This window comes from Micromonospora polyrhachis, from assembly GCF_014203835.1.
GTDB classification, from domain to species: domain Bacteria; phylum Actinomycetota; class Actinomycetes; order Mycobacteriales; family Micromonosporaceae; genus Micromonospora_H; species Micromonospora_H polyrhachis.
Genome location: NZ_JACHJW010000001.1, coordinates 1,339,059 through 1,354,694, shown reverse-complemented (window position 1 = coordinate 1,354,694; position 15,636 = coordinate 1,339,059). Strand labels below are relative to the sequence as shown.

The following is a 15,636-nucleotide window of genomic DNA, read 5'->3' as shown; positions in this document are numbered from 1 at the left end:
CCGCAACGGACGCCTAGTGCGTCAGGATCTTGGACAGGAAGTCCTTCGCCCGCTCGCTGCGCGGGTTGGCGAAGAACTCGGTCGGGGGAGCGTCCTCGACCAGTTGGCCGTCGGCCATGAAGATGACCCGATTGGCGGCGTGCCGGGCGAACCCCATCTCGTGGGTCACCACCACCATCGTCATGCCCTCGCGAGCGAGGGAGGTCATCACGTCGAGCACCTCACCGACCATTTCCGGGTCGAGCGCGCTGGTCGGCTCGTCGAAGAGCATCGCCTTGGGCTTCATCGCCAGGGCACGGGCGATCGCCGCCCGCTGCTGCTGTCCGCCGGAGAGTTGGGCCGGGAACTTGTCCGCCTGGTTGGCGATGCCCACCCGGTCGAGCAGCGCGAGCGCCTGCTCCCGGGCGGCGGCTGGCTTCTCCTTGCGGACCTTCATCGGACCGAGCGTGACGTTCTCGAGGATCGTCTTGTGCGCGAAGAGGTTGAACGACTGGAACACCATGCCGACCTCGCTGCGTAGCCGGGCGAGAGCCCGCCCCTCAGCCGGCAGCGGCTGCCCGTCGAACGTGATCGAGCCGGAGCTGATCGTCTCCAGCCGGTTGATCGTCCGGCAGAGGGTCGACTTGCCGGAGCCGGACGGGCCGATCACCACTACGACCTCACCCCTGCCGATCGTCAGATCGACGTCGCGAAGCACGTGTAGCGGCCCGTACCACTTGTTGACCGCCGTGAGCACGATCAGTGGGTCGCCCGTCGTCACCGTCTTCCACCATCCTGTCAAGGGCCAATTCTGAGGTGGTTCACCTCTGGTGGGGCAACTCTAGGCGGGCCCGCATGTCAGAACGCGACCTAAGTTGGTCACGGAGCGGTAACACCATCGGTTGCTGGTTGAGGAACGTCGCCGGCTGCGTCGAATAGCCGTTTTCTGGGACAGGAGCTGATGGTGGTAACCATCGGTCACCGGATTGGAGCCGTGTATGGAACCGGTACGCCTGACGCAGTACGCCCGGGGCGGTGGCTGCGCGTGCAAGATCCCGCCCGGGGAGTTGGAGACCATCGTCGCCGGACTGGGGCTCACCCCGCCGGCGGACGTCCTCGGTGTCGACGGTCGGACGAGCGGCAGCCTGCTGGTCGGGCTGGACCACGGCGACGACGCGGCGGTGGTCGCCCTGGCCGACGGGACCGCGGTGGTGGCCACCGTCGACTTCTTCACCCCGGTCGTCGACGACCCGTACGACTGGGGGCGCATCGCCGCCTGCAACGCCCTTTCCGACGTGTACGCGATGGGCGGGAGTCCCCTGGTCGCGCTGAATCTACTCTGCTGGCCCCGGGAGGTGCTGCCGCTGGAGTTGGCTACCGAGGTGCTCCGGGGTGGCCACGACCTGGCTCGGCAGGCGGGCTGCCATCTCGCCGGTGGGCACAGCGTGGACGACGACGGCCCCAAGTACGGCCTGGCGGTGACCGGTACGGTCCGGCAGGACGAGCTGATCACGCTGGACGCGGGGCGGCCGGGCCTACCACTGTCCCTGACCAAGCCGTTGGGAGTCGGGGTGCTCAACTCCCGGCACAAGGCGACCGGTGAGCCGTTTCCGCAGGCGGTGGCGGCGATGTCCACCCTGAATCGGGAAGCCGCACGGGCGGCGGTGGCGGCCGGTATCCGATGTGGCACCGACGTGACCGGGTTCGGGCTGCTCGGTCACGCGTCCAAGCTGGCCCGGGCCAGCGGACTGACCGTGGTGATCGAGTCGGCCCGGGTGCCCTACCTCGACGGTGCCCGGGAGGCCGTACGGGATGGTTTCGTCAGTGGGGGCACCCGGCGCAACCTCGACTGGGTCTCGCCGTGGACCGAGTTCGACGGGGTTTCCGAAGCGGACCGGCTGCTTCTGGCGGACGCGCAGACCTCCGGTGGGCTGCTGCTCGTGGGCGAGGTTCCGGGTGGGACGGTCGTGGGCGAACTGCTTCCCCGGGGGGAGTCGATGGTGCTCGTACGCTGACGGACACGCCGTACCGGCTGTGCGCAGGTGCCCGGCGAGCCGCACTGTCCACCAGCAACATCGCGGTTCTGGGTATTTTGCTGCACAACGTGAGGAAATCGCCGAATCGAGATATGCAATCGAGTGCTTCGCTCGCGATACGGTGTCAGTCTCTGATCACCCACAGTGGTGCCGGACTGGTGGGGTCACAGTCGGATTTCGGCGGAAATGGTCACAGACCGGTAACTTGGCCCCACTCGGTCCCGTTCGCCGGTCACCATCGTGAGGTGGGGCCCGCTTCGGAGACCGTGACTGAGCACAGCGAGGAGGCAGCGTGACCGAGCTGTGGAACTGGAGGATCGACGGCCATGTCGCTCCTATGGAGATCTACTCCGCACTCGCCGATCTATTCGGCCTGCCGGTGATGCCGCTCGGTGCGGCCGACCCGGCGCGCTTTCCGCTCGACGCCGTGCTCTGCGACGTCTGGCAACCACCAGGAGAGTTCCCGACCGCGGTGGACTGTTACGGCGTGCCGGCCGGTCGGTCCGAGCCGGCGACAATCGCGGCGTTCGCCCGGCGACTGGACCGACACTGCCTGCTGCCGGACGACACCTTCGACCCCGGCCGCTACCTGCTCGTCGCCCCGGACGGAATGACCCGGCCGGTGCATCTGGACGTGCGGGACACCGAGGAGGGCGAGGCATTGACCAACCGCCGCCTCTGCACCAACGTCAGCCCACGATGTCGGGGCTGGTCACAGTGTCATCAGTCCCGATGGGCACCAGACTCGGTCGTGCCGGCGCTCGCTGCGGCGTGACCCCGGCCACGTACCTCGATCTGGTCGAGCAGGGTCCGGGTGGCGGCGGCGACCGCGGCGACGGCGGCATCGAAGGCCGCCGCGTTGTGTGCCGCCGGTGCCCGGAACCCACTGATCTTGCGGACGTACTGCAACGCGGCGGCCTCGATGTCGACGTCGGTGACCTCGTCGACGTAGGGCTCACGTAGCGTCTTGATGCTCCGGCACATGATCGTCTCCTCGCCCGGTGTTCCTCGTTGCCGGCCTCGTGCGGGTCCGGCTCAGCCTGCGGTCGCTCGCCCGGTCGCGGAGTCTGCGACCGCCTGTCGCGGGGCTCGTGGTCGTTCACCGGTCCTCGGCCCGGACGGATCCCCGATGGTGTGGATACTCTGTCAGGGCCATGACTACCGCAACCCCCGACAGCCCCCGCACCTACCAGGTGCGCACCTACGGCTGCCAGATGAACGTGCACGACTCGGAGCGGATCTCCGGCCTGCTGGAAGAGGCCGGTTATGTCCGGGCCGCCGAGTCGGCCGAGCCCGACGTGATGATATTCAACACCTGCGCGGTACGGGAGAACGCCGACAACCGGCTCTACGGCAACCTCGGCCACCTGCGCCCGGTCAAGGACAAGAACCCCCGGATGCAGATCGCGGTCGGGGGATGCCTGGCGCAGAAGGACCGAGGGGAGATCGTCCGGAAGGCACCCTGGGTCGACGTGGTCTTCGGCACCCACAACATCGGGTCGCTGCCGATCCTGCTGGACCGGGCCCGGCACAACGCCGCCGCCGAGGTGGAGATCCTCGAATCCCTCGACGTCTTCCCGTCCACCCTGCCGGCCCGACGCGAGTCCACCTACGCCGGCTGGGTGTCGATCTCCGTCGGCTGTAACAACACCTGCACCTTCTGCATCGTGCCCTCGTTGCGGGGCAGGGAGAAGGACCGCCGCCCCGGCGACATCCTCGCCGAGGTGCGGGCACTGGTCGCCGAGGGCGTCTCGGAGGTGACCCTGCTCGGCCAGAACGTCAACTCCTACGGCGTCGAGTTCGGCGACCGGCTCGCCTTCGGCAAGCTGCTGCGTGCCTGCGGCGACATCGAAGGGCTGGAACGGGTCCGGTTCACCAGCCCGCACCCGAAGGACTTCACCGACGACGTGATCGCGGCGATGGCCGAGACACCCAACGTCTGCCATTCGCTGCACATGCCGTTGCAGTCCGGTTCCGACGACGTACTGCGGGCGATGCGCCGGTCGTACCGGGCCGAACGGTATCTGGGGATCATCGAGAAGGTCCGCGCCGCGATGCCCGACGCGGCGATCACCACCGACATCATCGTGGGCTTCCCCGGCGAGACCGAGGCCGACTTCCAGCGCACCCTGGACGTGGTACGCCAGGCCCGGTTCTCCTCCGCGTTCACCTTCCAGTACTCCAAGCGCCCCGGCACCCCCGCCGCGACCATGGACGGCCAACTGCCCAAGGAAATCGTCCAGGAGCGCTACGAGCGGCTGATCGCGGCGGTCGAGGAGATCACCTGGGCGGAGAACAAGAAGCTGGTCGGCGAGACCGTCGAGGTCCTGGTCGCGGTCGGCGAGGGGCGCAAGGACGAGCGGACCGGGCGGCTCTCCGGCCGGGCCAGGGACGGCCGACTGGTGCACTTCGACGCCGGCTCGTTCGCCGGGCAGATCCGCCCCGGCGACATCGTGCACACCACGGTGACCTATGCGGCCCCGCACCACCTCAACGCCGACGGTGAGCCGCTGTCGCACCGGCGTACCCGGGCCGGTGACGCCGCCGAGGCGGGCCGGACCCCGCGTACGCCAGGGGTGCTGCTCGGACTGCCCACGATCGGCGCACCGGCCGTATCGCTGGCCCCCGCACCCGCCTGTTCCGTAGACAGCTGAGCACGCGCGACAGCCGAAAACGCCAACGGCGGCTGAGCCAGCATCCGATGCTGGCCCAGCCGCCGTTCTACGCAGGCTGAGCTGAGGTGCGGTACGGACTCCGGCTTGGGGTTCGGGGCGGAGTGCCCGGCGAAGGGATCAAGCCTGACCGCCCTGAGCGGGCACTCCACTCGAAACCAACCGCGCACCGCCCCGAACCCGGAAACGTGCTAGGCGGTCTTCTCCGCAAGCTGGAGGAACTGCCGCTTGGCGGCCAGCGCCGACTCGGCCTCGCGGATCCGCTTCGCGTCACCGGCCGCCTGGGCCCGGGCGAGCCGCTGCTCGGCCTCGGCTACCTGGTCCCGCATCTGGGCCAGCAGCGGGTTGGCTGAGGGCTCGGTACGCCGCCATGCGGAGTCCATCGCCTGCCGGACCTTCTCGTCCACCGCCCGCATCCGCCGGTCCAGGGTGGCGGCAGCCTCGCGCGGCACCCGGCCCGCATCGTGCCACTGTCCCTGGATCTCGCGCAGCTTGTTCTGCGCCGCCCGTGGGTCGCTGTCGACGTCGAGCGCCTCGGCCTCGGCGAGCAGCGCCTGCTTGCGCTCCAGGTTGCCCCGCTGTTCGGAGTCCCGGGCGGAGAAGACCTCGCTACGCCGGGTGAAGAATGCGTCCTGGGCGGCGCGGAACCGCTCCCAGAGCTTCTGCTCGGCCTCCTTGGCCGCGCGGGGAGCCGCCTTCCACTGGGTCATCAGCTCCTTGAGCCGGTTGGCGGTCACCGCCCAGTCGGTCGACTCGGACAGGGCCTCGGCCTCGGTGACCAGCTCCTCCTTCACACCCTGGGCCTGCTTACGCTGGGCGTCCAGGCTGGCGAAGTGGGCACCGCGCCGACGGGTGAAGCCGTCCCGGGCGGCGGCGAACCGCTTCCACAGCTCACCGTCGGTCTTCTTGTCGACGCCCCGGATGCTCTTCCACTCGTCGAGGATCTCCTTGAGCCGGTCCCCGGCGGTCTTCCAGCCGGTGGATTCGGCGGCCAGCTTCTCCGCCTCCTCGACCAGGGCCGTCTTGCGGGCCAGGGCCTCGGTACGGGCCACCTCGCGGGCGGCCCGTGCCTCGCCGGCCTTCTCCTCGGCGATGGTGGCCAGTTTGTCCAGCCGGGCGGCGAGGGTGTCGATGTCGCCTACCACGTTCGCCTCGGCGAGCGAGGCGCGGATCCGGCGGACGGTGGTCAGGGAATGCGCGGCGTCGGCGGCCCCGGAGTTGAGCCGGGCCTCGGTCAGATCGACCTCGGTTACCAGGTCGGCGAAGCGGCGGGCGAAGTGCGCCAGCCCCTCCTCCGGCGCTCCGGCCTGCCAGGAACCGACCACACGCTCACCCTCGGCCGTCTTGACGTACACGGTGCCGTCCGCGTCCACCCGTCCGAAGGCAGTCCAGTCGCTCATGTGCCCATCCTCGTTCTCCCGGCGCCGTCGGGGAAGTCCCGACGATCACCGCCGTTGCGCAGCCAGTTACCGTAAAGTTTCTCCCGGCATTGTCACAGGTCCAACCCGGTCCGCGTCGAGCGCCTAAGGTCGACCGTGACCATACGGTGTCCTAGACCGGTGCCGGGTGGTAGGAGTCGGGGTGTCGGTCGCTGCCGGCTACGGTGGGAGCGTGCCACTGGTCGCCGCCGCAGTCTGTCCACATCCGCCCCTGATCGTTCCGGAGATCGCCGGAACGGCGGCCCCGGAGTTGGACGATCTTCGCGCCGCCTGCGCCGCCGCCGTCGGCCGGCTACTGGCCGCCGAACCGGATGTCGTCTTCGTGGTGGGTGGTGGGCCGGAGACCATCAGGTTGCGGGCGGCCGACTACGGCAGCCTGCGGCCGTACGGGCTGGACCGGCGCATCCACCTGTCGAAGGTCAACTGTGCTGGTGGCCCGCGCCTGCCGTTGAGCGTGCAGATCGGTGCCTGGTTGATGCACCGGGGCGGGGCGAAGTGCCTGCGGCTCGGGCAGGCGGTCGCGCCGGACGAGCCGGCCATCGCGTGCGCCCGGATCGGGGCGCAGCTCGCCGCCGAGTTCGGCAACGCGGCCAATCCCGGCAGCGCCGCCGGTTCCGACCATGCCACCGAGTCGACCGGCCGCGCCGCCGGTTCCGACCGTCGGGTGGCGCTGCTGGTGATGGGGGACGGGTCTGCCTGCCGCGGTGAGAAGGCACCGGGGTACGCCGACCCGCGCGCTCGGTCGTACGACGACGGGGTTGCCTCGGCCCTGGCCGGCGCGGACCCGGACGCCCTGCTCAGCCTGGACCCGGGACTCTCGGCGGAGCTGCTGGTGGCCGGTCGTGCCCCCTGGCAGGTGCTGGCCGGTGCGGTCCGGGCGGCCGGTGGAGCGTGGCGGGGCGAGCTTACCTACTACGCGGTGCCCTACGGGGTCGCCTACTTCGTCGCCGAATGGCTGCCGGCATGACGGTGGTGGCGGTCGTCGGCCCGACCGCGGCCGGCAAGTCGGCGTTGAGCATCGCCCTGGCCCAGGCGCTCGACGGTGAAGTGGTCAACGCCGACTCGATGCAGCTCTATCGGGACCTGGACATCGGCACAGCCAAGCTGACCCCGGTCGAGCGCGAGGGGGTGCCGCACCACCTGCTGGACATCTGGGACGTCACGGAACCGGCGAGCGTGGCCGAATACCAGCGCCTGGCCCGCGCCGCCGTGGACGACATCCTGGCCCGGGGTCGGGTCCCGTTGCTGGTCGGCGGCTCCGGGCTGTACGTCCGGGCGGTACTGGAGGAGTTCGAGTTCCCCGGCACCGACCCCGGAGTGCGGGCGCGGCTGGAGGCGGAGCTGGCCGAGGTCGGTCCGGCACCGTTGTACGAGCGGCTGCGCGCCGCCGACCCGGCTGCCGCCGCGAACATCCTGCCCGGCAACGGTCGACGCATCGTACGGGCGCTGGAGGTGATCGAGCTCACCGGTGCGCCGTTCACCGCGTCCCTGCCCGATCCGAAGCCGTACTACGAGTCGGTGCGGATCGGCGTCGACCTGGACACCGCCCTGCTCGACGAGCGGATCGCCACCCGGGTGGACCGGATGTGGGCGGCCGGGTTGGTCGACGAGACCCGGACACTGGTGGACCGGGGACTGCGCGAGGGACGTACCGCCAGTCGGGCCTTGGGCTACCAGCAGGTGCTGCGCTTCCTCGACGGGGAGCTGACCGAGCCGGAGGCGCACACCGAGACGGTACGGGCGACCCGCCGGTTCGTCCGTCGCCAGCGATCCTGGTTCCGCCGTGATCCCGGCATCGTCTGGCTCGACGCGGCCCGTCCGGACCTGCTCGACGCCGCGCTCGAGGCACTGGACGCACCGGTTCGCTGATCGGGGACGGTGGCGGGGCGGGCAGAGTGGTCCTGGATGATGGAGCCGTGAAGTTCACCAAGGGCCACGGCACCGGCAACGACTTCGTCATCCTGCCCGATCCGGAGGGGCAGCTTCCGCTCACCGCGGAGTTGGTCGCCGCGCTCTGCGACCGGCGGCGCGGGATCGGTGCCGACGGCGTGCTCCGCGTGGTACGCGTCCCACACCATCCGGAAGCAGCCCGGCTGGCCGCTTCGCACGCCGCCGCCTTCGACGCCGCCTCCTCCGCCTCTGACGCCGCCTCCGCTTCCGACACTGACACCGACACCGACACCGACACCGACGCCGACGCCGACGCCGGTACGGCGGAGTGGTTCATGGACTACTGGAACGCCGATGGCTCGATCGCCGAGATGTGCGGCAACGGGGTACGGGTTTTCACCCGCTATCTGGTCGACACCAAGCTCGCCGAGCCGGTCGACGGTGGCCTTCCGGTACTCACCCGGGCCGGCATGGTGCGCGCGCTGGTTCGCGAGCAGGACATCGCGGTCGACATGCGGTCGCCCCGGCTCTTCGACCAGGGGGCGGCTACTGTCGACGGGCTGACCCTGCCCGGTACGGCGGTGGACTGCGGCAACCCGCATCTGGTGTGTGTCCTGCCCGATGGTGTCGAGTTGGCGGACCTGGATCTCACCCGCGCACCGGGATTCGACCCGGCGCTCTTCCCCGCCGGGGCCAACGTCGAGTTCGTCACTCCGGCCTCACCGGTCGAGGGTGCCGACCTGCACGTGCGGATGCGGGTCTACGAGCGGGGTTCGACCGAGACGTTGTCCTGCGGGTCGGGGGCCTGTGCCGTCGCTGCGGTGGTGGCGCGGGACGCCGGCATGACCGCCGCGGTGGTGGCGGTGGACGTGCCCGGGGGCCGGTTGACCATCACCCTCGACTCGGGAAGCTGCTGGCTCGCCGGCCCGGCGGTGCTGGTCGCCCACGGCGAGATCGACCCGATCGTCCTCTCTGATTGATCAAGAGGTGTGCGTCACGTTCTGTGGTCCACCGTGACGCACACCTCTTGATCAACGCCGAATGGCGGCGTGAGTGGGGCGGCCGTCGGTCAGTTCGACAAACGGGTTGGGTCAGTTGGAGAGCGGGTTGGCCGGAGCTGCGTTCTCGGCGGCGATCTCCGGTAGGTCGGCCGGACCCGGGTCGGCGGCCGGCGGGGGAGCCGGCGCCTGGGCGGCGGCCCGGACCGCGGCGGCGACCGCCGGAGCCACCCGCGAATCGAAGACACTCGGCACGATCACCGTCGGGTTGATCTTGTCTTCGCCCACCACGTCGGCGATCGCCTGAGCCGCCGCGATCGCCATCTCCTCGGTGAACTCCTCGGCGTGTGCGTCGAGCATGCCCCGGAAGACACCCGGGAAGGCGAGCACGTTGTTGATCTGGTTGGGCTGGTCGGACCGGCCGGTGGCCACCACCGCCGCGTGCTTACGGGCCTCCCGAGGGTCGACCTCGGGGTCCGGGTTGGCCAGTGCGAAGACGATCGAATCCTTGGCCATGGCGGCGATGTCGTCGCCGGTGAGCAGGTTGGGGGCGCTCACCCCGATGAACACGTCCGCACCCCGAACCGCCCCGGCCAGGTCACCGGAGTAGTTGTCCTTGTTGGTGTTCTCGGCCAGCCACTGCCAGGCCGGGTTGAGGTCGGGCAGCCCACGGTGCAGGGCACCCTGCCGGTCGTACGCGATGATGTCGCCGACACCCTGGCGCAGCAACAGCTTCATGATCGCCGTACCGGCCGCGCCGGCACCGGAGACGACCACCCGTACGTCGGCGAGCTGCTTGCCCACCACCCGCAGCGCGTTGGTCAGTGCGGCCAGGACGCAGATCGCGGTGCCGTGCTGGTCGTCGTGGAAGACCGGGATGTCCAGTTGCTCCCGCAGTCGCGCCTCGATCTCGAAGCAGCGCGGCGCGGCGATGTCCTCCAGGTTGATTCCGCCGTACCCGGGGGCGATGGCGCGCACGATCGAGACGATCTCGTCCGGGTCCGTGGTGTCCAGTACCACCGGCCAGGCGTCCACCCCGCCGAACCGCTTGAACAGCGCCGCCTTGCCCTCCATCACGGGCAACGCCGCCGCCGGGCCGATGTTGCCCAGGCCGAGCACGGCCGTGCCGTCGGTGACGACCGCGACCGTGTTGCGCTTGATGGTCAGCCGGCGGGCGTCGGCCGGGTTCTCCGCGATGGCCAGACAGACCCGGGCGACCCCCGGGGTGTACGCCCGGGACAGCTCGTCCCGGGTACGCAGCGCTACCTTGGGTGCGACCTCGATCTTGCCGCCGAGATGTAGCAGGAACGTCCGGTCGGAGACCTTGCGGACATCCACCCCGTCCAGGGCGGACAACGCCGCGACCACCTGGTCGGCGTGACCAGAGTCGGCGGTGTCGCAGGTGAGGTCGACGATCACGGTCGTCGGATCGGAGTCCACCACGTCCAGCGCGGTGACGATCGCGCCAGCTTCCCCTACGCAGGTGGTCAGCCGGCCGATGGCCGAAGCGTCGGCGGTGACGCCGATTCGGATGGTGATCGAGAATCCGGCGCTCGGCAGGCGGGTGGTCGCCACGTGATCCCTCCGTTTGTGGTGGGGCGGTCGGTCGGCCGCCGCCCTGGCATTCTTCCCCGGCACCGTTTGCGCCTTGTCAGCACCCCGGGTCAATCGCGAAATTCGGGCATCTCGGGCGCTGCTGGTCCGAGAATCGGCTACGGGGCGCCGGTTCGCCGCCCCGTGTTGTCATAGGTCCGCCGGGACGGGACAGCCGACTAGGTCGCGCAGCCGAGCTTTGCCCTCCGCCAACAGGGGAAACTCTTCAGCACCCGGGGAGGCCGGGCGAATATAGCGGGTGCGTCTGGCGACCATGCGTGTCAGGATTGATCGGCACGGAACCAAACGGACAGGAGAGCAGCTTGCGACACCAGGAGAGCTTCGTTCCCACGGCGGACGAAGAACTCGCCGCCACCACCGGTGAGCTGGAGCTGGAGGATCGCAACGCGCTGCGCCGCGTTTCCGGCCTGTCCACCGAGCTCACGGACGTCACTGAGGTCGAATATCGGCAGTTGCGGCTGGAACGGGTCGTTCTGGTCGGCGTCTGGACCGAGGGGTCGGTCACCGACGCGGAGAACTCGCTCACCGAGCTTGCCGCGCTCGCCGAGACCGCCGGATCCCAGGTGCTGGAAGGGCTGATCCAACGGCGTACCCGGCCCGACCCGGCCACCTACATCGGCCGAGGAAAGGTCGACGACCTGGGCACGGTTGTCCTCTCCACCGGAGCGGACACGGTGATCTGCGACGGCGAGTTGTCCCCGTCCCAGCTGCGCAACCTGGAGCAGCGGACCAAGGTCAAGGTGGTCGACCGGACTGCCCTGATCCTGGACATCTTCGCCCAGCACGCCAAGAGCAAGGAAGGCAAGGCGCAGGTCGAGTTGGCCCAGCTCGAATACCTGCTGCCCCGGCTGCGTGGTTGGGGTGAGAGCCTGTCCCGGCAGAGCGGTGGTAGTGCGCGGGTCGGTGGTGCCGGTGGTGGCGTGGGTCTGCGTGGTCCCGGTGAGACCAAGCTGGAGACCGACCGCCGACGGATCCGCACCCGGATCGCCCGCCTGCGGCGGGAGATCAAGGGCATGCGCACCGTACGCCAGACCAAGCGCTCCCGACGCTCCCGTAACGCGGTGCCCGCGGTGGCCATCGCCGGTTACACCAATGCCGGCAAGTCCAGCCTGTTGAACCGGCTGACCGGTGCCGGCGTGCTGGTGGAGGATGCCCTCTTCGCCACCCTGGACCCGACCACCCGTCGGGCGTACGCGGCCGACGGCCGCATCTACACCCTCTCCGACACGGTCGGGTTCGTCCGGCACCTTCCGCACCAGATCGTCGAGGCGTTCCGCTCGACGTTGGAGGAGGTGGCCGACGCCGACCTTGTCGTACACGTGGTCGACGGGGCCCATCCGGACCCGGAGGAGCAGGTCCGGGCGGTCCACGAAGTACTCGCCGAGGTGGGGGCCGACCGACTGCCCGAGCTACTGGTGGTCAACAAGACCGATGCGGCCGACGAGGAAACCCTGCTGAGGCTCAAGCGGGAGTGGCCCGAGGCGGTGTTCGTCTCCGCCCGAGCCGGCCGGGGCATCGACGAGCTACGCGCGGCGATCGAGAGCCGGCTGCCCCGCCCAGCGGTGGAGGTACGAGCGGTCCTCCCGTACGACCGGGGCGACCTGGTGGCCCGGGTGCATCAGCGGGGTGAGGTGCTCGGCAGTACGCACACCGGCGAGGGGACGGTGCTGCACGTACGGGTGGACGAGGCACTGGCGGCGGAGTTGGCACCGTATCGAGTGATGGAGAGTGCCCGGTAACGCACCCACGGTTATGGATCACGCTGCGCCCCGGCGATCGAGGGCATCGTGCGACACTGAGCGAATGCGACGTAGTGTGTCCTCGATCGCGTTATCCCTCGGCCTGATTGGCGTGACCCTGGTCGCGACCGGCACACCCGTGTTCGCTGTGGAACCTGGCAAGAAGGTCTGCACGATCAACGATCCCCGGCTGCGCGAGCTGTCGGGTCTGGTGGCCACCGAAGACGGGTACATCGTCGTCAACGACGGCACCGAGATCGAAAGCCGCAAGCAGGTCTTCTACCTCGACAGCAATTGCAAGGGCAGCAAATCGGTCGGATACAGCGGCAACGGTCCGTTCGACACCGAGGATCTGGCCCTGTCGGCCGACCGTAAGACGCTGTGGATTGCCGACATCGGGGACAACGCCACCAACAGCGAGCGCCGCACGAGGGTGGCGCTGTGGAGCATGCCGGTGGATGGCTCCAAGAAGCCGGTACTGCACCGGCTCCGCTACCCGGACGACAAGCCCCGGGACGCGGAAGCCCTCATCATGGGCGAGGACAACCTTCCCATCATCATCACCAAGTCGACCGGCAAGGCGGAGATCTTCACCGTCGCCGAGCAGTTGCCGACCAACAACACCGAGCCGGTCGCTATGAAGGCGGTCGGGGAGCTGACCGTCCCGAAGACGGCCACGGAAAACCCGTTGCAGGCGGCCGGTCGGATCGCCGTCACCGGGGCCGCGCGTTCGCCCGACGGGTCCCGGGTGGTCGTACGCACCTATGCGGACGCCTTCGAGTACGACGTGACCAACGGCGACGTCGTCAAGGCTCTGACCACGGGCCGCCCCCGGGTCACCCCGCTCGGCGACCCGTTCGGGGAATCCATCAGCTACACCCCGGATGGGGCCACCTTCCTGACCGTCTCCGACGTCGGCAACCTGGGCGACGACACCCCGGTCACCATCCTGAGCTACACGCCGTCGAAGACGTTGGCAGTGGACGCCAAGACGGAGGCGGAGGAACCCGCCGACGGCCGGTCATGGATCGACAAACTGGACCTCGACGACATCACCTATCTGATCATCGGAGTGGGTCTGTTCGGCGTGGTGCTGGTCGGTTTCGGGGTCTTCGGGATCATCCGGTCCCGACGCAAACCACGGGGTCCCGATTCGAGTCGGCGGGGCAAGAAGGATGACGGGTCCGGTCCGCAGGGCGCGGCCAGCGACGGTGACCCGTCGACCCGGCGTGGCGAGCGGGACGGCCGTAACCGGGGCGGGGAACCGGACCGGCGTAACGAGCGGGGCGGTACGCCCGACCAGCGGGACGACCGGGATGCCTGGTTCGGGGGGCAGGCCGGCCGGGGTGACCAGTCGGAATCGTCCTTCGTGCCGAGCCGTGGCGGCAACGTTCGGGGCGCGGCGCAACGACCCGAAGCGGCGGAGAGCCAGCGCCAGCGTCGCCCAGGGCCAGAAGAGCGTGGCGGGGTGTACGGCGGCCATTCCGACGGTGGTGCGGTCTACGGCGGTGGATCGGCGTCCGGCGCGGTGTACGGGGGCAACCAGGCGTCGGGACGTACGTCCTCGGGCGGCTACTACGGCGACGGCCGGCCGGCTGGCGGGGGGCAGGCCCCCGGCGAGGGTCGGGCCGGGGCCAGGCGACCGGGTGACAGCCGCGTTCCTGATGACGGTGGCCGGCGTGGGCCGAACCGGCAACCCGAGCCGGGCGGCTACCGCGACGAGCGCTATCGCTGACATCTGGTTACGGCGCGCCAGCAGCCGGTGTTGGCGCGCCGTGACGGTCAGATGCGGGGTAGCCGGTCAGATGCGGCGTAGTACCGCCACCACCCGGCCCATGATGGTCGCGTCGTCGCCGGGAATGGGGTCGAATGCCGCGTTCTGTGGCATCAACCAGACGTGTCCATCCCGGCGGCGGTAGGTCTTGACCGTCGCCTCGCCGTCGAGCATCGCCGCGACGATGTCTCCGACGTCGGCTGTCGGCTGCTGACGCACCACGACCCAGTCACCGTCGCAGATCGCCGCATCCAGCATCGAGTCGCCCTTGACCTGGAGCATGAAGACCTCGCCCTCGCCGACGAGTTCGCGCGGCAGCGGGAAGATGTCCTCCACCGCCTGTTCGGCGAGGATCGGCCCGCCGGCGGCGATCCGACCCAGCATCGGCACGTACGCCGGCTTGGGGCGCTGCGACCGACCGTTCTCGTCGTCCAGCAGGTCGCTGGGCGGGCGTACGTCCACCGCCCGGGGACGGTTGGGGTCGCGTCGCAGGAAGCCCTTCCGCTCCAACTCCTTGAGCTGGTAGGCGACGCTCGACGGGGAAACCAGGCCGACCGCCTCGCCGATCTCTCGGACGCTCGGCGGGTAGCCGTGCCGTTCCACCCAGCTCCGGATGAACTCCAGGATCCGGCGTTGCCGGGTGGTCAGGTCGGCGCTGACCGGGTCGGGGAACGTGCTCACCACCGGGGTGACGGCACGTAGAGCCGGCTCGGTGCTCCGGACTCGACCTCCGCTCCGACGGCGTGTGGTCACGGTGTCGGCGACGGTCTGCGGTGAGTGGTCCTGCCGGCTCGTCCGGTCGTCGGTCGACACGTCCGTCCTCCCTGGTCGGCGATGGAATGCCTCGGCGGCTCGTGGTGCGTGATGGGGCTCTGATGCATAACGGGGCTCTGTTGCCTGATGGGGCTCTGTTGCGTAATGACAACCTGACGTCGGATCGTCGAACTGGCGACCAACGTTGGTTGTTCACGACCGTATAGGTGAGATCGGCTATTTTCAAACATCTGTACGACCTGCCTCGGCGTGTCGCTGGTCAAAGTCCCACCTTCGAACACCCGTTCTGATAGGCCTATCGTACGTCGCTGTCCGATAGGCGGTATTTGGTGTGATCGTTGTAGGTCGGGTGAGGCAGGTCGTCGCCCCGGATCCATTCCGCCAGCGCGCAGCTCCATACCGGCTCGGCCCGCTTGTCCTGCGGTCGGCCGAGGCTGGTCTGCGGTGGTGGGCCAGGGTTGGTTGTGGCCATGGGTAACCGCTTGCCGGCCCGGGGTGTTGGGAGGGTGAAAGGCGCGTCACGCCCACGCGGGTCAACTTGACCGGACGTCCTCTGCGGCCTACGGTCAAACCCAAGATGTAGTAGTCACAGGCGTGTAAGTTGCCCACTGGTTGGGGTCAACTACCCACCGCTCCCGCGTAGAGTCCAGCCCGACGGCGTATCACCATACCGGTGTCGCCGAGGCTTTCGGCTGCCCGGCGGGCGGTACGCCGTGCGCGG

Annotated in this window: 14 protein-coding genes; 8 read left to right on the top strand and 6 right to left on the bottom strand. The window is 69.5% G+C overall.

Annotated elements, in window-relative coordinates:
* Nucleotides 1-13: 13 nt before the first annotated feature.
* Complete coding sequence (locus tag FHR38_RS05290) at nt 14-742, bottom strand: amino acid ABC transporter ATP-binding protein (protein ID WP_184539268.1); 729 nt, start codon at nt 740-742, stop codon at nt 14-16.
* 235 nt (nt 743-977) lie between these two features.
* On the opposite strand from FHR38_RS05290, the gene selD reads away from it, so the two are divergent.
* Entirely contained in the window at nt 978-1,994 is a 1,017-nt protein-coding gene (gene selD / locus FHR38_RS05285; RefSeq protein WP_184533270.1) for a selenide, water dikinase SelD, read from the top strand.
* Between the two features lie 313 nt (nt 1,995-2,307).
* Nucleotides 2,308-2,790, top strand: a complete 483-nt coding sequence (locus FHR38_RS05280; RefSeq protein WP_184533268.1) for a hypothetical protein — start codon at nt 2,308-2,310, stop codon at nt 2,788-2,790.
* Here FHR38_RS05280 and FHR38_RS05275 read toward each other — a convergent pair.
* Complete coding sequence (locus FHR38_RS05275; RefSeq protein WP_184533267.1) at nt 2,739-2,999, bottom strand: DUF2277 family protein; 261 nt, start codon at nt 2,997-2,999, stop codon at nt 2,739-2,741. The two genes, FHR38_RS05280 and FHR38_RS05275, sit on opposite strands and share 52 nt — an antisense overlap.
* A 170-nt stretch (nt 3,000-3,169) precedes the next feature.
* Here FHR38_RS05275 and miaB point away from each other — a divergent pair, with 170 nt between their 5' ends.
* Nucleotides 3,170-4,669 (top strand): tRNA (N6-isopentenyl adenosine(37)-C2)-methylthiotransferase MiaB, encoded by a 1,500-nt coding sequence (gene miaB / locus FHR38_RS05270; protein ID WP_184533265.1) that lies wholly within the window; start codon nt 3,170-3,172, stop codon nt 4,667-4,669.
* 209 nt (nt 4,670-4,878) lie between these two features.
* Here miaB and FHR38_RS05265 read toward each other — a convergent pair whose 3' ends face one another.
* Nucleotides 4,879-6,087, bottom strand: a complete 1,209-nt coding sequence (locus tag FHR38_RS05265) for a DUF349 domain-containing protein (RefSeq protein ID WP_184533263.1) — start codon at nt 6,085-6,087, stop codon at nt 4,879-4,881.
* Nucleotides 6,088-6,298: 211 nt separating this feature from the next.
* On the opposite strand from FHR38_RS05265, the gene FHR38_RS05260 reads away from it, so the two are divergent.
* From FHR38_RS05260 to dapF, 3 genes are read left to right on the top strand one after another with little or no spacing between them, the layout of a single operon-like run.
* Nucleotides 6,299-7,093, top strand: a complete 795-nt coding sequence (locus FHR38_RS05260) for a class III extradiol dioxygenase subunit B-like domain-containing protein (RefSeq protein WP_184539266.1) — start codon at nt 6,299-6,301, stop codon at nt 7,091-7,093.
* Nucleotides 7,078-7,995 carry a tRNA (adenosine(37)-N6)-dimethylallyltransferase MiaA gene (gene miaA, locus FHR38_RS05255; protein ID WP_184533260.1) on the top strand — a complete coding sequence of 306 codons (918 nt, stop codon included), beginning with the start codon at nt 7,078-7,080 and terminating at the stop codon, nt 7,993-7,995. The genes FHR38_RS05260 and miaA overlap by 16 nt, the downstream gene beginning before the upstream one ends.
* A gap of 47 nt (nt 7,996-8,042) precedes the next feature.
* Nucleotides 8,043-8,996 carry a diaminopimelate epimerase gene (gene dapF, locus FHR38_RS05250; protein WP_184533258.1) on the top strand — a complete coding sequence of 318 codons (954 nt, stop codon included), beginning with the start codon at nt 8,043-8,045 and terminating at the stop codon, nt 8,994-8,996.
* Nucleotides 8,997-9,107: 111 nt separating this feature from the next.
* Here the strand turns inward: dapF and FHR38_RS05245 are convergent, their stop codons facing one another.
* Entirely contained in the window at nt 9,108-10,589 is a 1,482-nt protein-coding gene (locus FHR38_RS05245) for an NAD-dependent malic enzyme (protein WP_184533257.1), read from the bottom strand.
* A gap of 341 nt (nt 10,590-10,930) precedes the next feature.
* On the opposite strand from FHR38_RS05245, the gene hflX reads away from it, so the two are divergent.
* Nucleotides 10,931-12,367, top strand: coding sequence for a GTPase HflX (gene hflX, locus FHR38_RS05240; RefSeq protein ID WP_184533255.1), 1,437 nt, complete (start codon nt 10,931-10,933; stop codon nt 12,365-12,367).
* Nucleotides 12,368-12,431: 64 nt separating this feature from the next.
* Nucleotides 12,432-14,102, top strand: coding sequence for a hypothetical protein (locus FHR38_RS05235; RefSeq protein WP_246446323.1), 1,671 nt, complete (start codon nt 12,432-12,434; stop codon nt 14,100-14,102).
* Nucleotides 14,103-14,168: 66 nt separating this feature from the next.
* On the opposite strand, the gene lexA is transcribed toward FHR38_RS05235, so the two are convergent.
* On the bottom strand, nt 14,169-14,954 hold the full coding sequence (gene lexA / locus FHR38_RS05230) for a transcriptional repressor LexA (RefSeq protein WP_376771384.1): 786 nt from the start codon (nt 14,952-14,954) through the stop codon (nt 14,169-14,171).
* 256 nt (nt 14,955-15,210) lie between these two features.
* Nucleotides 15,211-15,387 carry a hypothetical protein gene (locus tag FHR38_RS05225; protein ID WP_184533253.1) on the bottom strand — a complete coding sequence of 59 codons (177 nt, stop codon included), beginning with the start codon at nt 15,385-15,387 and terminating at the stop codon, nt 15,211-15,213.
* Nucleotides 15,388-15,636 lie beyond the last annotated feature (249 nt).

Coding starts and splice junctions, on each gene's coding strand:
- selD (WP_184533270.1), top strand. CDS start 978: ATGGAACCGGTACGCCTGACGCAGTACGCCCGGGGCGGTGGCTGCGCG.
- FHR38_RS05275 (WP_184533267.1), bottom strand. CDS start 2,999: ATGTGCCGGAGCATCAAGACGCTACGTGAGCCCTACGTCGACGAGGTC.
- miaB (WP_184533265.1), top strand. CDS start 3,170: ATGACTACCGCAACCCCCGACAGCCCCCGCACCTACCAGGTGCGCACC.
- FHR38_RS05265 (WP_184533263.1), bottom strand. CDS start 6,087: ATGAGCGACTGGACTGCCTTCGGACGGGTGGACGCGGACGGCACCGTG.
- miaA (WP_184533260.1), top strand. CDS start 7,078: ATGGCTGCCGGCATGACGGTGGTGGCGGTCGTCGGCCCGACCGCGGCC.
- FHR38_RS05235 (WP_246446323.1), top strand. CDS start 12,432: ATGCGACGTAGTGTGTCCTCGATCGCGTTATCCCTCGGCCTGATTGGC.
- FHR38_RS05225 (WP_184533253.1), bottom strand. CDS start 15,387: ATGGCCACAACCAACCCTGGCCCACCACCGCAGACCAGCCTCGGCCGA.